The sequence below is a fragment of the Streptomyces sp. NPDC048248 genome (assembly GCF_043201875.1).
Classification (GTDB): domain Bacteria; phylum Actinomycetota; class Actinomycetes; order Streptomycetales; family Streptomycetaceae; genus Streptomyces.
This window is the reverse complement of the sequence record NZ_JBICZL010000012.1, coordinates 1-14,864: the sequence shown is the minus strand read 5'-3', so window position 1 is coordinate 14,864 and position 14,864 is coordinate 1. Positions and strand designations below refer to the sequence as shown.

Here is a 14,864-nt window from a genome sequence, read left to right as displayed (position 1 = left end):
TGGGCAGGGCCCGGCACTCACATGCCGGGCCCTGCCCCTTTCTGCTGCGCGCTTCCCGCACGCCCCTACTGCGGAGGCGGCTGCTGCTGCCAGCCAGGCTGATCCGGCAGCGGGGCGTCCGGAGCAGGCTGTTGCTGCTGCCAGTGGGCAGGCGGCTGGGCGGGCTGCTGGGTCCACCCACCCTGCTGCGGCGGGTAACCGGCCGGGGGCTGCTGCGGCTGTTGCTGCGGCTGCTGGGCGGGCTGGCCCTGCGGCGGCTGCCCCTGCTGCGGGTACTGCTGCTGGGCGTACGGGTCGCCGCCCATCTGCTGCTGGGGATACATCCCCTGGGCCTGCTGGGCCCGCGCGAAGTCCTCGGCCACCAGGGCGGAGAGGTTGAAGTACGCCTCGCGGGTCTTGGGCCGCATCATGTCGAGGTCGACCTCGGCACCGGCGGCGAGATGCTCGTCGAAGGGGACGACCACCACTCCGCGGCACCGCGTCTCGAAGTGCGACACGATGTCGTCGATCTTGATCATTTTGCCGGTCTCGCGGACACCGGAGATGACCGTGATACCGCGCTGCACCAGGTCGGCGTAGCCGTGCGCGGAGAGCCAGTCCAGCGTGGTGCTGGCGCTGCTCGCGCCGTCCACCGACGGGGTGGAGATAATGATCAACTGGTCGGCGAGGTCGAGGACTCCACGCATCGCGCTGTAGAGCAGACCCGTACCCGAGTCGGTGAGGATGATCGGGTACTGCTTGCCGAGGATGTCGATCGCGCGCCGGTAGTCGTCGTCGTTGAACGTCGTCGAGACGGCCGGGTCGACGTCGTTGGCGAGGATCTCCAGACCGGAAGGGGCCTGCGAGGTGAACCGGCGGATGTCCATGTAGCTGTGCAGATGCGGGATCGCGTGCACCAGGTCACGGATCGTCGCGCCGGTCTCGCGGCGGACCCGTCGGCCGAGCGTGCCGGCGTCCGGGTTCGCGTCGATGGCCAGGATCTTGTCCTGGCGCTCGGAGGCGAGGGTGGAGCCCAGCGCGGTGGTCGTCGTGGTCTTGCCGACGCCGCCCTTGAGGCTGATCACCGCGATGCGGTAGCAGGACATCACGGGAGTCCGGATGAGCGCGAGCTTCTGCTGGCGCTCGGCCTCCTCCTTCTTCGCACCCAGCTTGAACTTCGAGGGCTGGGCGTTCGCACCCGGCTTGCGCTTCTTGGGCTGGTTGCGCAGCAGTCGGTCCGAGGTCAGCTCTACTGCCGCGCTGTAGCCGAGCGGCGCCCCGGGGGCGGCCCTCTGCTGCGGCTGCTGCTGACCCGGCTGGGAGTACGAGGCGTAGTTCGCCGCGGCGTTCGGGTCGCCGACCTGCTGCCCCGGGAGGGGCTGGTGCGGCGCCTGCTGGGCCTGCTGAGCGGCCTGGGCCTGGGCCTGGGCGGCCTGCTGGGCCTGCGCGGCCTGGGCAGCCGCCTGCTGCTGGTCGTAGCCGGGCTGCTGCTGCCCCTGCTGGGGGTACCCCTGGGCGCCGGTCTGCGGGTAGCCGTAACCGGCCTGCTGAGCCTGCGGGTTGGGGTGCTGCTGAGCGGGCGCCTGCTGGGGCTGCGCCTGCTGCGGGTAGCCATAGGCGGGCTGCGGGTAACCGTAAGCGGGCTGCTGCGGCTGCTGGGCAGGTGCGCCCTGCTGGGGGTAGCCACCCTGCTGCGGGGGCACCTGCTGGGGCTGCGCCTGCTGCGGGTAGCCGGCCTGCTGCTGCGCCTGGGGCGGCTGCTGCGCCTGCGGCGCGGGAGCCTGCGGCTGGCCCTGCTGGGGCTGTTGCTGAGGATGACCGCCCTGGGCCTGCGCCATCCGCGGGTCCGCGGGCTGATACTCCGGCGGCAGAGGGGGCAGTGCACCCTGACCGGGCACACCCTGCTGCTGCGCGTCGCCGGCGGCACCCCACGGAGCACCCTGCTGGGGATGTCCCTGCTGCGGGACGCCCTGCTGCGGCGCGGCCTGCGGCACACCCTGCGGGGGCGTGGTCGGGGCCTGCTGCTGCTGCGGCGCACCCTGCACGGGCGCGCCCTGCTGCGGCTGCGACTGGCCCTGAGCGGGCTGGCCGGCGACCGGAGCGGTTGCCTCGGGGGCGGGGGCGGGAGTGCTGCCCTCGGCGGGGGAGTTGGCCGCAACGCTCGCAGCGGCCACCGCGGCCGCGTCGGTCTGCGGAGCCGCGGGGGCACCGCTCTCCGCCTCGGTCCCGGGCGCCGCGCTCTCGGGCTCCGTGTCATCGTCGTCGTCCCAGAGGGAGGCGGACGGGTCGACACCGCTGCCGGCGCGCACGTTGCCGGAGCCGGCGCCCGCATCCGCGGCAGCACCGTCCTGCGCCGCGACGGGCGCCACCGGCTCGGCCGGGGGAGTCGCCGCGGCCGGTGCGTCACCTTCGCCGTTCGGGCGCAGCGTCGGGAACCCCGGCGGCGCGGCCTCCGCGGGCGGCGGGGTCATCGGCGCCGGGGCGGCCGGGCCCGGCGCACCCTGCTGCGGAACTCCGGGCACAGGGGTCCCGGGAGGGCCGCCCTGAGCCGGACCCGCCAGGGGCTGGCCGGTCGGCGGAGGGGCGGGAGAAGGCGCAGGAGGAGGCGCAGAAGAGGCAGCGGCACCCGCGCCGCCTCCGCTGGTGTCGTTGCTCGCGTACCAGGCCGGAGCCGAGAAATCGATCTTGAATTCACCGGTCAGGTCGAACTCGGACTGGTCGTCGTCAGGATCGTTCCCGTCCGGACGGAAAGCCTCCTGCTCGTTCACTGTGCCTCCTGGTGTACTGCAACGCACCTGAACGGCAGGACCGGATACAGGCGGATCGATCGGGTGTAGCGGAAGTCGGAACACACCACCCGGGGTTGCGCCAACACTAACTGTCTCCATCCCCGTATCGACTGCTGCCGGTGTGCTCCTGCGGCTCTCCATACAGCCTAATCAAGAGTCGGCCCATAACGGCAGTCGATGTCATGTCGTCTTCAAGCTCTTGGGGCACACCTACGGGCGCACCCGTGGATGCGCCCGTAGGTCGTGCCAGGACCGGTTGCCGACGCGCCGCGTCGGGCGCTCCGCGGGCAACCGGCCCGCAATCACGGTCAGTCCATGCGTCGCGGCCCACCGAGCAGGTTGGTCTCCGCCTCGGTCGGCTGCGTCATGACGAACTGGTGGCCGTCCCGCGAGCACCACAGCATGGCGTTGTCGCTGAGCGTCGGCAGCACCGCGCCGACCTGCTCGGGCAACCGCATGATTCGCGTCACAACTTCCGCCTCCTCGGGCGAAAGTCGCTGCAAACCGACCAGATCGGCCCGGCTCAGCATCTGCGGCGAACGCGGCCCGAGGAACGGCAGCACGGTCAGCACCGACTGCCACGGGCTCGGGGCCAGCTGGTTGCGCGGCGGACGCGCACCCATGTCCCGTACGACCAGCACCGGGCTGGAAACCGACGGTCCCTGCGGCGCGATCTGGCGCACGTCATGGATGGACACACACTGCTGGCCGCCGCCCGCGGCCTGCGCCATCTGGCCCCAGGCCGGCGGGCGCGCGGTCTCCACCGCGACACGGGCGCCGATGGCGACCGTACGCAGCGCGAGGACCTGGGCCATCCACATGCTGCCGACCAGCACGATCTCCATCGCCGCGGGCCGCAGCACGCTCAGCACGGCGGGCTGGTTCTGCGGGTCTATGCCGATGACCACGCCGTCGTCGCCGACCGGCAGGGTGAGCGAAGCGAGCGACTCCGCGGTCAGGACGTGCGGGCTGCGCCGGGGACCGCGCAGGCCGAAGCCGGGCTTCGGCTTGGGCCCGGTCGGTCCGGACTGCTCTTCTTCCGGGCGCGGTTGGTGGTTGAGACGGCGGTTGCTGTCGGCGCCCCCGATCGGGGGGTTGCGCCAGCCGTTGCCACTGACATTGACGCGTGGCTGATAGGTGGGCGTGGCCATCAGCGGGTACCTCCGAGGGGAAGCGTGGCCAGAAGGCCGGGCAACTGTTCGCGGTCGAGCCGTACGAGCCCTACCTTCACAGAACCGGCACGACGCTCCAACTCGTTCTGCGCCGCGGAGAGTTCGTTCTCACTGCGCGTCGACAGGCGGACGTACCCGGTGATCGCCGGAGCGCGGCCACCGCCGTGCGACGCGGTCAGTGCGAAGGTGCTGGCCATGGCCCTGGTGCTGGTCAGCAGCTGAGTGACGGCCGCCAACGGCGCGCCGCCCTCGCCCAGTTGGGGCCACCGGCCGATCCAGTACGTGGAGTGCCAGCGGTCGTCGCAGCGCCAGGCACGGGTCGTCTCCTGGGTGCGGCGGGCGGCGCGACCGTCCCGGCCCATCGCGCCGTTCGCGGCCCGCGGGCTGACACAGACCGCGGTACCGATGGCGGCCACGACCTCGCGCTCGGCGAGCACCCGGGCACGTACACCGTGTGCGGTCAGCCGGCTGACGAGCTGGTCGGCGGCGCGCAGCAGCGAACGCTTGGCGCCGTCCATCCCGCCGCCGCGGGCCTCGATGGCCTCCGCGCACAGCTCGGGATCGAGCTTCAGCGCGATCCATGTGAGTTGCAGGGCGGGCGTCTGCGACTGGGCCTGCAGCGGCGCGTACGAGCGCGCGGCGACGGCCTGTTCGGGCAGATGCGGAGCGGGCGCGGGCTGGGTGTACTGCACGAACTGGACCGACTCGAGGTGGATGTCCTCGACGTCGAGCGCGGTGTGCAGCACGTTGAGCGGCAGCATGTGGCTGCCGCGATGCGGCCGCAACGGCTCGTCCTTGGCGTCCACCTGCACGATGGCCGTGAGGAAGGTGCCGTCCCCGACGAAGCCGATGGGACGCTGCTCGGCGTCGGTGTACTCGTACGTGCGCAGCGACGGATCGCACTCGACCACCGGGGCGAAGGCGGGTTCGACTCCCTGCGTGGCGGCGACCGCCTCGCTGCTGTTCTTGCCGCGGCGCTTCATGGCGCGCACGGTCGTGATCCACTCCGGCAGCGGAATCTTACGGCGCCGGCCGATCGCGAAGATGACCAGTACGGCTGCCAGAACGACGGCCGCTGTCAGCGCGGCGGCGTTGATCGACCAGCCCAGCAGCACCAGTGCAGCGGCGAGTTCGATGATTGCCAGCTGCTGGACACGGACGCCGCCGATGGTCCCGGCCTGCTGGCGCAGCCGGGGCGACACCGGACCGGACGGGCGCGCCTCCGCGTCCCTGTCGCGGCCTCTTCTATTGCCCGGAGCTGTACCGTTTTGGCCAGCGTTTCCCGCGTATTGCGGTGCAGCGGAAGGCTGTTGCTGCTGTTGCCGCCCATTGCGGCGTCGAGCCCTGGTGGCGCTGGACATCCCCCGGCCTGCTCCTCTACTGGTGGTGTGGCCTCTAGGCGTATCGGCCGCCGCTGAGACTGGTGCGTTGGAAGGTGGCACCCGTACCGTACGGGTCGATCGACACACGGCATAGTAGAGGGCGCTACGGCGTGAGTGCCGGGGGCGGTCGATGGTGGGATCCGACAGACGGGGAGAGAAAGCAACAATGGCATCACGTCGGGACGAGCTGAATGCGTATTCGTTTGCGCGGAAGCGCACGAATGCGGCATTTCTGAAGCCGCTACCGAACGGCTCGATCGAGAGCGCCCCGAGGCCGCTGAAGGCGGTGTTGCCGAGTGTCCTGGTGGGGGTCCTGATCCTGGTGGGATTCGGGGCGTGCGGCATTCTCAAGCCCGTTGCCCCCAAGGGGTGGGACGAGTTGAGGAAGAACGTCATCGTCGGGGATGAATCCACCACGCGTTATGTCGTCCTTTCCAGCACGGACGCCAACGGCAAAGACCAAAAACTGCTCCACCCCGTCCTGAACCTCGCATCGGCCAAGCTGCTTCTCGACGAGAACTTCAAGGTCGTCAAGGTCAAGGAATCCGAGCTCGACGGTAAGCTCTCGCACGGCCCGGCAGTTGGCATTCCGTACGCTCCCGACCGCCTCCCGGGTCCGGAGGACGCCAGCAAGGCGAAGACCTGGGCCGTGTGCAACCGGCCCGGCAGCGGCACCAACAGCAAGCCGCAGCAGGCCGTGTTCGTCCTCGGCGGCAAGGACAAGGACAAGGTCGAGGGCAGGGGCAAGCTCGATCTGCACCAGGCGCTCTACGTCCGGGACCCCGACGGGCAGTTCTGGCTGGTCGACCAGCACGGCGTTGCGTTCCAGTTCAGCTCCGCCCCCATCGGGACCATTCCTCCGAAGGGTAAGCAGGACAACCGCCAGCTGCGCCAAGTGATCTTCGGCGAGGCCGAGCCGCAGGACGTCACGCAGGAGTGGATGGACACCGTCATCAAGAGCCCGATGCCGATCTCCATGCCGACGTTCCCGGAAGCCGGCCGGCCCAGCAGTGACACCGACGGCGTCCCGGCGGAGTACAACAAGGTCGGCATGGTGGTCGAGGACAGCGCTTCAGGGCAGAAGTACGTCGTCCTGCCGGACGGCGTCAAGACGGTCTCGAACTTCGTCGCCAAGCTTCTGCTCACGGGACAGAACGCGACCGACCTGGGGCACTCCGGATCGGCTCTGGAGCCGAAGAAACTGCCCAGCACGGACATCAAACCGCTGGAAGACGACAAGGGCGGGGCCCAGAAGTACCTGGACGTGATTCCGAACACGGATATCCCCCTTCCGTGGCCGTCCGAGGCTGTCGAGGCAGCGAACGACTTCAAGAACCCGTCGCAGACCGGCGGGCTGACCACGCGCACCGACAGCGGCGTGTCCTGCAGCGTCTACACCGGTAGCAACACCAAGTACTCCGGAGACGCGGGCAAGTACCTCGGGTTCCCGAACGGCGTGCCCAACATGCAGACCTGGATCGGCAAGGACTACCCGGCCAAGATCGCATCCGGTTCGTCGTCGTACGTCACCCCCGGTAGCGGCCTGCTCTACCAGCAGGTCGACACGGGGAAGCAGAAGGAAGGCCCCCTCTACCTCGTGACCGACACCGGGCTTCGCTACTCCGTCCCGAGGGGTAACGACGGTGCGGGCAAGGCCGGCAGCGACAAGGAGGACAGGGACCAGGCGCAGCTCCACCTCGGCTACAAGGGTGCGCATCCGCCGCTGATCCTTTCGGCCTGGTCCAAGCTGCTCTCGGCCGGCCCGCAGCTCAACGTCCACGACGCGGAGAAGCCGCAGGCTCAGTAAGCTGTTGGAGGCCGCGCCGCAGCCCAGGAATGGGATGTCGGCGCGGCCTTACGCGATATCCGAGCCCGCGGGCCTTGAGCGGTCGACCCGCACCATTTCCCTTGTGATCTCGACTGCGCTGTGATCTTCATCCTGCTGCCCGTCGACTTTCGGCCCTGACCGATAGCACCACATCTGCCCGGATACGCCGAACAATGCTTCCCCAACGGGTAGTTGGCAATGTTGTGATCCCGTCACAAGAGGCCATTCCCTGTTGGGGACAGGCGTGCGGAGTGGTTAAAGTGGCCCAAGGCGTCAGCCAAAGATGCCAACCGCGTGCGTGCCTTGGCCGGCACCGTGCGGTACACGTACGAGTCTCATGGGGGACGTTGACTTATGGCTGGTCAGCAGTACACAACCACCGAGGAGGAGATGGTTGCGTTCAGCGGCAAGATCTCCTCGGTCAACCAGTCGATCCAGGGCGAGATCTCGCGCCTGAACACGGTCGTCGACACCATCACGTCCGGGTGGAGGGGTGCTGCGGCTTCGTCGTACAACCAGCTGCAGTCGCAGGTGAACGAGGACGCCAACCGTCTGAACCAGCTTCTGGGTGAGATCAAGGAAGCGATCGACTCGACCACGAAGAACTACTCGGCCTCCGAAGAGGAGCAGGCCCAGTCGATCTCGCAGGTCTCCGCGCAGGCTTCCCCGTTCGGATGACGTGGCCGCGCCGCACCTCGCGGCGCAACGGCCAAGCAGCCGCAGCGCGCGGGCCAGTCCCGTCGGCCGACTGCGGCACGTGAATCGACCAGGCCTCATCAACTCCCCGAGGAGACACTATGTCCGGCCAGATCCTCGTCAATTTTGCGACGATCTCGCAGGCCAGTTCCGACGTGCGCGGGACGGCCAACAACATCCGCCAGCAGCTCGATGACCTCGAAGCGGGCGTCAAGAAGATCGCCGCGAGCTGGGAAGGCTCGGCGCAGGAGGGCTACCAGGCCCGCCAGCGCGAGTGGGACCAGCGCGCCGCATCTCTGCACTCGACACTCGAGGCCATCGCCAAGGCGCTGGACCAGGCCGCTCAGAACTACCAGAGCACCGAGTCGAAGAACGCCGGTATCTGGGCGGGCTGACCTCACGGCAGTGCTGTGAGGACGGCAAATGGCTGAGCAGCCCGACGGCTCGCACAGTGGTCAATGAGGGCGGGCGCGCTGCAACAGTGCGCTCGCCCTTCTGCCGTCCACCAGCGCTCCGCGGTTGCCGCTCCCCCCATGCCTCAGAAGCTTCCCGTTCCCTACGGTTTCCTCACTTCTCGTTCTCGTCCAATCCACCACACATGGAGAGCAGACAACCCGTGGTATCTCGCGCCATCGGTCACCGAGCCGGGCACCGTCGACGAGCGGCGGTTGCACTGGTTACGGCAGCGTGCGCAGTCGGCATGTCCTGGGCCGCCGCAGCGCCGGCCACCGCGGACGAGAATGTGCCGCTCAACAGTGGTGAATGCAAGTTCAACACCAATGACATCAAAGAGACCCCCTGGTCGCTGCAGCGCCTCCTGACCAATCAGATGTGGGCGAGCGGTAAGGGCGAGGGCATCCGCGTCGGCGTCATCGACACCGGCATCGACGCGGGTAACCAGCAGCTCGAGAAGGCGATCGGCCCCGGCGGAAAGAGCCTTGTCAAGGGCAAGGAGACCGTGGACAAGGTCGGACACGGAACCAAGGTCGCCGGCATCATCGCTGCCAGGCCGAAGTCCGGCTCCGGTTTCTTCGGCATCGCGCCCGGGGCGAAGGTCATTCCCTTCCAGCAGACCACGGAGGAGAAGCCCGGCACTGCCGACAGCCTCGCCCGGGCCATCGACGCGGCACTCGCCGCAGGGGTCGACATCATCAACATCTCCCAGGGCACCGGCGCCAAGAGGAGTCAGCTGCCCACGCTCGCGCACGCGATCAAGAAAGCGGAGAACGCCGGCGTTCTGGTCGTGGCCTCGGCAGGCAACGGCGGCGCCGACGGCAGTGAAAAGGACATGTTCCCCGCGGCGTTCACGGAGTACACGAATGTTCTGGCAGTGGCCGCATCCGACCGGAACAACGAGCGCGCGCCCTTCTCCCAGTCCGGTCCCTTCGTCGACATCGCCGCGCCAGGCGTCGACATGGTCTCCACCGTTCCGGACGGTGGTAACTGCGTCGACCAAGGCACCAGCTTCTCCGCTCCGTACGTCGCGGGTACCGCGGCACTCCTCATGCAGAAGCACAAGGCCGAGGACTGGTCGCCGGAAGAGGTCATCTGGCACCTCGAGCAGACCGCTCAGCGGGTCAGCCAGGAACACAACGATTACATCGGTTGGGGCGTCGTCGACCCGGTAGCAGCACTCAACGACGACACCAGGCCCACGGGCCGGCCGCAGCCGAACAAGGACAACAACGCGGGCGAAGGCATCAAGATCCAATCGTCCGTCATCCCCCTCGGTGAAACCACCGAGGACCGACGCGCCCGCATCGCCATCTACATCATGGGCGGCGGCCTTCTCGCCGTAGGCCTGGTCGTAGGCTCCGCTGTCGCGCTGCGCGACTGGCGACGTAAGAGTGGTTTCAGTTCGAACGGGGAGGCTTAATCATGGGTGGCAAAGGCGAGTACGGCGTAGACCTGGATGCCTTGGAAGAGGTCGTCAGGGAGCTCAACAAGGTCCTCAAGCGGATGGGGGACGAGACGAGCACGGCAGAGAGCAGCACCTACCTGCCGATGGGGTCCCTGGGAGACAACTTCACCGAGGTGAGCGAGCTCTATGGCGCTCACAAGAAGGTGAAGGGTGACATCAACTCGATGATCAAAAGGGTCGAGGGTCTCGTTGACACGTTTGGGAAGAAGTCGGCCAAGGTCAGGGACGCGTACCAGGACGCGGAAGCAGACAACAGCATGAACCTGAAGTGACATCACGCGGCGGTTCGCAGGTGACAGATGGGACATGTTCGATGATGGAGTGGGGGACAGCAGATGGCGTCGAAGGAAACTGAATTCAAGCCGGGCGAAGTTCATGTGCCGAAGGCAAGTACGACCCCGGCCAAGGGGTCGGGTGAGGCGCAAGAACAGGGCCCCGCGATCCTCAAGAGTCGTCCGCAGTTCACTGAAAAGGAGCTCGGCGACCTCAAGGCGATGGTGGCGGGGGCCAATCCGGGCGAAGTAGGTAACGTCGCCGAGGGCTGGAAGAAGGTCCGCGTCTCCCTGGTCGGCGAGGACTGGCACAGTGGCATCAAGAAGCACTTCGACGATGCCGTGACGAAGGTCCTGCAAAGCTGGCATGGTCCGTCTGCCGAGGCGTTCGCCAAGGCGGCACAAGGGATCAGCGATGACTTCGGGAACCTTGCGTCGTACCCGCACCTCACCGGCCACGTCCTGCAGCAGGTCAGCGAGAACCTCTCGGCAGCCAAGTCAGCCGTCGAAGGAATCGAGGAGCCCGACTGGTTGGACGACCTGGGCGACAAGTTCGTGGATTCGGGGAAGTCTGTTGCCAAGGGTGCAGCAGTCGGAACCGTTGCCGGCGGACCGGGTGGCACCCTGATCGGTGGTGCCGTGGGCTTCTTCACCGGCGGGCGCGATGACACACAGCTGAAGGCTGACCTCAAGAACCCGAACATGACCATCGGGGACGCCGCTGCCAAGAACTCCGGCAACATCGACCCTGACAAGCAGGCTGCGTTGTTGGCTGGTCACTACATGGAGCAGCTGGCTACGACGTATCGGGCTGGGTCGGCGGCGTTGGAGAAAAGTAGAAGTCGCGTTGATGACGCTGGCCGGATCCAACGGCCAGACGACACTGATGGCGGTGGGGATATTGGGGGAATTCCCCCATTTATCCCGTCCGGGTCCGGCCCGAAGGGCGGTGCGACGGTACCGAAGATCCCAGGCATGAAGGGTGGCGGATACACGACTCCGCAGCCGATGGAACCGCCGCGTGTGGACGGAATCGGCGGCGGGATCGGCAGCGTCCCCAAGAGCCCTGCGCCTCACATTGGGACGGGACTTGATGGCCTCTCAGGCGGTCAGCTCGGGACCGGTGGAGGTGCTGGCGGACTCAGTGGTGGCGGTGCCGGCGGACTCAGCGGTGGCGCCGGTGGCGGTGTAGGTACCGGCGGCATTGGTTCGGGTGCTGGCGGTGGAACCGGTGGTGGCATCGGTGGCGGTGGCATGCCGGGCATGGTCGGTGGCGCTGCTGGCCGCGGCGGTGCCGGCGCTGGCGCAGGTGCACGGAGCGGCGGCCGTGCCGGCATGCCAGGTATGGCTGGTGGTGCTGGTGCGGGCGCAGGCAAGGGTGCCGGGGCCAAGGGTGCTGGAGGCGGTCCTCTGGCACGACAGAAGGGCGGTGTCGTCGGCGGCAAGGGCGGCAAGTCCGGAGTCGGCGGGCAGGGAGGTTCCGGCCTGCACCGCAGCCGTGGTGGCACACAGCAGGGTGCGGCAGGCGGTCGCCGTCCGACGGGGATGGCGGGCGCTCCGGGGGCCCACGGCGGCAAGGGTAAGGACAAGGCCGAGAATGGGCAGCGTCCTGATTACCTGGTAGAGGATGAGGAGACCTGGACGCCGCAGCGTAATGTGGCGCCCAAGGTCATTGAGTAGGGACCTGTCAGCCAAGATCAAGTGATCGGCGGAATCGAAGCGGGGCCCGCAGTCTTCGGGTTGCGGGCCCCACCTTGTTAGGGAGAGGTGTACGGCATGAGCTTCACGCGAACGCTGCGTGCGGTGGGCGGCGCGGTGGTGGCGGGAGCATTGCTCTTCGGCGCCGCCCCGACCGCTTTGGCGGATGAGATCAGGGATGCTCAGTGGCCGCTCAAGGCATTTGATGCTGAGAGCGTGTGGAAGGAATCGACGGGCAAGGGCGTCACGGTCGCGGTAGTCGATGATCCAGTCTACGGCAATCACCCGGACCTGAAAGGGAATGTGATTCCGGGGAAGAGTTTCATCGATGGCGGGCGTGGTGATCAGGAGAGCACAAAAGATCACGGAACTGCGATGGCATCCATCATCGCCGGACATGGGCATGGTGCTGGTGACGCCGACGGTGTGATGGGCCTCGCACCGGATGCGAAGATTCTGCCCATCGGGAGCCCGGAATTCGGTGCCGGGGTGGATGATTCGGATCTTGATGACTGGATTAGGTACGCAGTCGAACACGATGCGTCGGTCGTCAACATGTCAATTGTTCCTGCGTCTCTCTCCGATGCCGATAAAGAAGCGCTGGCATACGCGAGCCAGAAGGATGTCCTGGTTGTAGTCGGTGCAGGGAACGACGGGGCGGCCAAGCTGGGGGAATTGGCTTCGTACCCCGGGGTCGTCACCGTGGGAGCTGTGGACAAGACTGGGGAAATCTGGGCGAAATCCACCTCAGGTAGCCAGATGATGCTGTCCGCTCCTGGCGTACAGATCACCTCGGCTTCTTCGGAGAGGTCGGACTACCCTTATCGGCGGGGGAGCGGTACCTCTGACTCCACGGCGTATGTATCAGCAGCCGCAGCACTCCTGCGTTCGAAGTTTCCAGACCTCACGGCCGGTCAGATCGCCAATCGTCTCGTCAAGACGGCTGCTCTCCCCAAGGGCAAGGAAGATCTCCAGCTGCCCGACCCGCATTACGGCTATGGCATCATTCGTCCCTACAGTGCGCTGACGCAGGAGATTCCGGCTGGTTCCAAGAATGGCCCGCTGAAGACTCCTAAGACGGACCCGGCCGGTGGGGCAGCCGCTCCTGGTGCATCGGGTGGCGACCAGGCGAGCGAGAAGGAAGACAGTGGGCTCGGTATCGGTGCCATTGTGGGCATTGCAGCCGGTGTTCTCGTCGTGGTCGTGATCATCGCCATTGTCATCGTCGTGGCCCGGAAGAAGGACGGCCACAACGGCCCGCCCCCCGGTGGCCCGGGTGGCTTCGGCGGTCCTGGTGGCCCGGGGTTCCCGCAGCAGCCCGGTCCGTACGCGCAGCAGCCTGGCCCGTATCAGCAGCAGCCCGGAGGCCCGTCCTTCCCGCCGGCGCCGCCCGCCCAGCCCCCTGGTCAGTAAGGCTGTGAAGTAGAGCAAGCGGAACGTACCGAAAATGTTTTGGGGTCCGCAGCCTTCGGGCTGCGGGCCTCGGCTTGTTAGGAGAGGTGTACGGCATGAGCTTCACGCGAACGCTGCGTGCGGTGGGCGGCGCGGTGGTGGCGGGAGCACTGCTCTTCGGCGCCGCCCCGACCGCTTTGGCAGATGAGATCAGGGATGCTCAGTGGCCGCTCAAGGCATTTGATGCTGAGAGCGTGTGGAAGGAATCGACGGGCAAGGGCGTCACGGTCGCGGTAATCGATGAACCCGTCTACGGCAATCACCCGGACCTGAAAGGGAATGTGCTGCCGGGGAAGAGTTTCATTGACGGTGGGCGTGGTGATCAGGAGAGCAAAAATGATCATGGGACTGCGATGGCGTCCATCATCGCCGGGCATGGTCATGGTGCAGGCGGCTCCGATGGCGTGATGGGCCTAGCGCCGGATGCGAAGATCCTTCCCGTTGGGAGGCCGGATTTCGGGCAGGGGGACGGAAGTACCGACCTTGGTGATTGGATTAGGTACGCAGTCGATCAGGGTGCATCAATCATCAACTTGTCGATTGAACCTACGTCCCTCTTCGAGAATGAAAAAGAAGCGCTGGCCTACGCGATCAAGAAGGATGTCCTAGTTGTAGCGGGTTCAGGGAACGACGGGAAGACCGAGCTAGGCCCCTTGGCCTCATTCCCTGGAGTCGTCGCTGTGGGGGCTGTGGACAAGGCTGGTGAAATCTGGTCGAAGTCCAACTCGGGTAGCCAGCTGATGGTTACAGCTCCCGGTGTATACATCACATCTGCTTCTTCGGAGAGGTCGGACTATCCCTACCGGCGGGCTGATGGTACGTCCGACTCCACAGCCTATGTATCAGCAGCCGCAGCACTCCTGCGTTCGAAGTTCCCAGACCTCACGGCCGGTCAGATCGCCAATCGTCTTGTCAAGACGGCTGCTCTCCCCAAGGGCATGGAGAGCATCGAGCTGCCCGACCCGCAGTATGGGTACGGTTTCATTCGTCCCTACAGTGCGCTGACGCAGGAGATTCCGGCTGGTTCCAAGAACGGTCCGCTGAAGACTCCTAAGACGGACCCGGCCGGTGGGGCAGCCGCTCCTGGTGCATCGGGTGGCGACCAGGCGAGCGAGAAGGAAGACAGTGGGCTCGGTATCGGTGCCATTGTGGGCATTGCAGCCGGTGTTCTCGTCGTGGTCGTGATCATCGCCATCGTCGTCGTCGTGGCCCGGAAGAAGGACGGCCGCAACGGCCCGCCCCCCGGTGGCCCGGGTGGCTTCGGCGGTCCTGGTGGCCCGGGGTTCCCGCAGCAGCCCGGTCCGTACGCGCAGCAGCCTGGCCCGTATCAGCAGCAGCCCGGAGGCCCGTCCTTCCCGCCGGCGCCGCCCGCCCAGCCCTCTGGCCAGTAAGGCTGTGAAGTAGAGCAAGCGGAATGTAGCTGACTTGTCTTGGGGTCCGCAGCCCCTAGGCTGCGGACCCCGAAGCATTTGAAAGAAGAGCGAGTTCGGAAAGCAGTCTGGCTGGACCCGCCTGGATGGTGCTCTGCCTGCCCCTCGTGACTCGAAGGAGCACAGCACCGCCATGCCCCTTAAGAAGCTGTTTCTTATGGCTCGTTGGCTCGTTGAGCGGTGCATGACGGATCTGGTTGAGCGGTTGGTTCCGGATGAGTTGTGGGTGTTGTTTCGTCGGGTGG

11 protein-coding genes are annotated in these 14,864 nt (G+C 66.9%); 8 read left to right on the top strand and 3 right to left on the bottom strand.

The genetic code is table 11. From position 1 onward, the window contains the following. Positions 1 to 65: 65 nt before the first annotated feature. From ACGFZW_RS25730 to eccE, 3 genes are all read right to left on the bottom strand, one after another. Positions 66 to 2,747, bottom strand: coding sequence for an SCO5717 family growth-regulating ATPase (locus tag ACGFZW_RS25730; protein ID WP_393895584.1), 2,682 nt, complete (start codon positions 2,745 to 2,747; stop codon positions 66 to 68). A gap of 329 nt (positions 2,748 to 3,076) precedes the next feature. Beyond that, positions 3,077 to 3,919 (bottom strand): hypothetical protein, encoded by an 843-nt coding sequence (locus ACGFZW_RS25725; protein ID WP_393895583.1) that lies wholly within the window; start codon positions 3,917 to 3,919, stop codon positions 3,077 to 3,079. Then, positions 3,919 to 5,142, bottom strand: coding sequence for a type VII secretion protein EccE (gene eccE / locus ACGFZW_RS25720; RefSeq protein ID WP_393895582.1), 1,224 nt, complete (start codon positions 5,140 to 5,142; stop codon positions 3,919 to 3,921). Before eccE ends, ACGFZW_RS25725 begins: the two co-directional genes overlap by 1 nt. A 310-nt stretch (positions 5,143 to 5,452) precedes the next feature. Here eccE and eccB point away from each other — a divergent pair, with 310 nt between their 5' ends. The 8 genes from eccB (at position 5,453) to ACGFZW_RS25680 (ending at position 14,580) form a co-directional block, all read left to right on the top strand. After that, a complete protein-coding gene (gene eccB / locus ACGFZW_RS25715; protein WP_393895581.1) occupies positions 5,453 to 7,129 on the top strand; it encodes a type VII secretion protein EccB in 1,677 nt (558 codons plus the stop codon). A gap of 375 nt (positions 7,130 to 7,504) precedes the next feature. Next, complete coding sequence (locus tag ACGFZW_RS25710; RefSeq protein WP_393895580.1) at positions 7,505 to 7,828, top strand: WXG100 family type VII secretion target; 324 nt, start codon at positions 7,505 to 7,507, stop codon at positions 7,826 to 7,828. Positions 7,829 to 7,947: 119 nt separating this feature from the next. Next, positions 7,948 to 8,241 (top strand): WXG100 family type VII secretion target, encoded by a 294-nt coding sequence (locus tag ACGFZW_RS25705; protein ID WP_393895579.1) that lies wholly within the window; start codon positions 7,948 to 7,950, stop codon positions 8,239 to 8,241. 305 nt (positions 8,242 to 8,546) lie between these two features. Continuing rightward, positions 8,547 to 9,722, top strand: a complete 1,176-nt coding sequence (gene mycP / locus ACGFZW_RS25700) for a type VII secretion-associated serine protease mycosin (RefSeq protein WP_393895578.1) — start codon at positions 8,547 to 8,549, stop codon at positions 9,720 to 9,722. 2 nt (positions 9,723 to 9,724) lie between these two features. Continuing rightward, a complete protein-coding gene (locus tag ACGFZW_RS25695) occupies positions 9,725 to 10,039 on the top strand; it encodes a hypothetical protein (protein WP_393895577.1) in 315 nt (104 codons plus the stop codon). A 63-nt stretch (positions 10,040 to 10,102) separates the two neighbouring features. After that, a complete protein-coding gene (locus ACGFZW_RS25690) occupies positions 10,103 to 11,719 on the top strand; it encodes a hypothetical protein (RefSeq protein WP_393895576.1) in 1,617 nt (538 codons plus the stop codon). Between the two features lie 96 nt (positions 11,720 to 11,815). Beyond that, positions 11,816 to 13,150, top strand: a complete 1,335-nt coding sequence (locus tag ACGFZW_RS25685; RefSeq protein WP_393895575.1) for a S8 family serine peptidase — start codon at positions 11,816 to 11,818, stop codon at positions 13,148 to 13,150. A 95-nt stretch (positions 13,151 to 13,245) separates the two neighbouring features. After that, complete coding sequence (locus ACGFZW_RS25680; protein ID WP_393895574.1) at positions 13,246 to 14,580, top strand: S8 family serine peptidase; 1,335 nt, start codon at positions 13,246 to 13,248, stop codon at positions 14,578 to 14,580. Positions 14,581 to 14,864 lie beyond the last annotated feature (284 nt).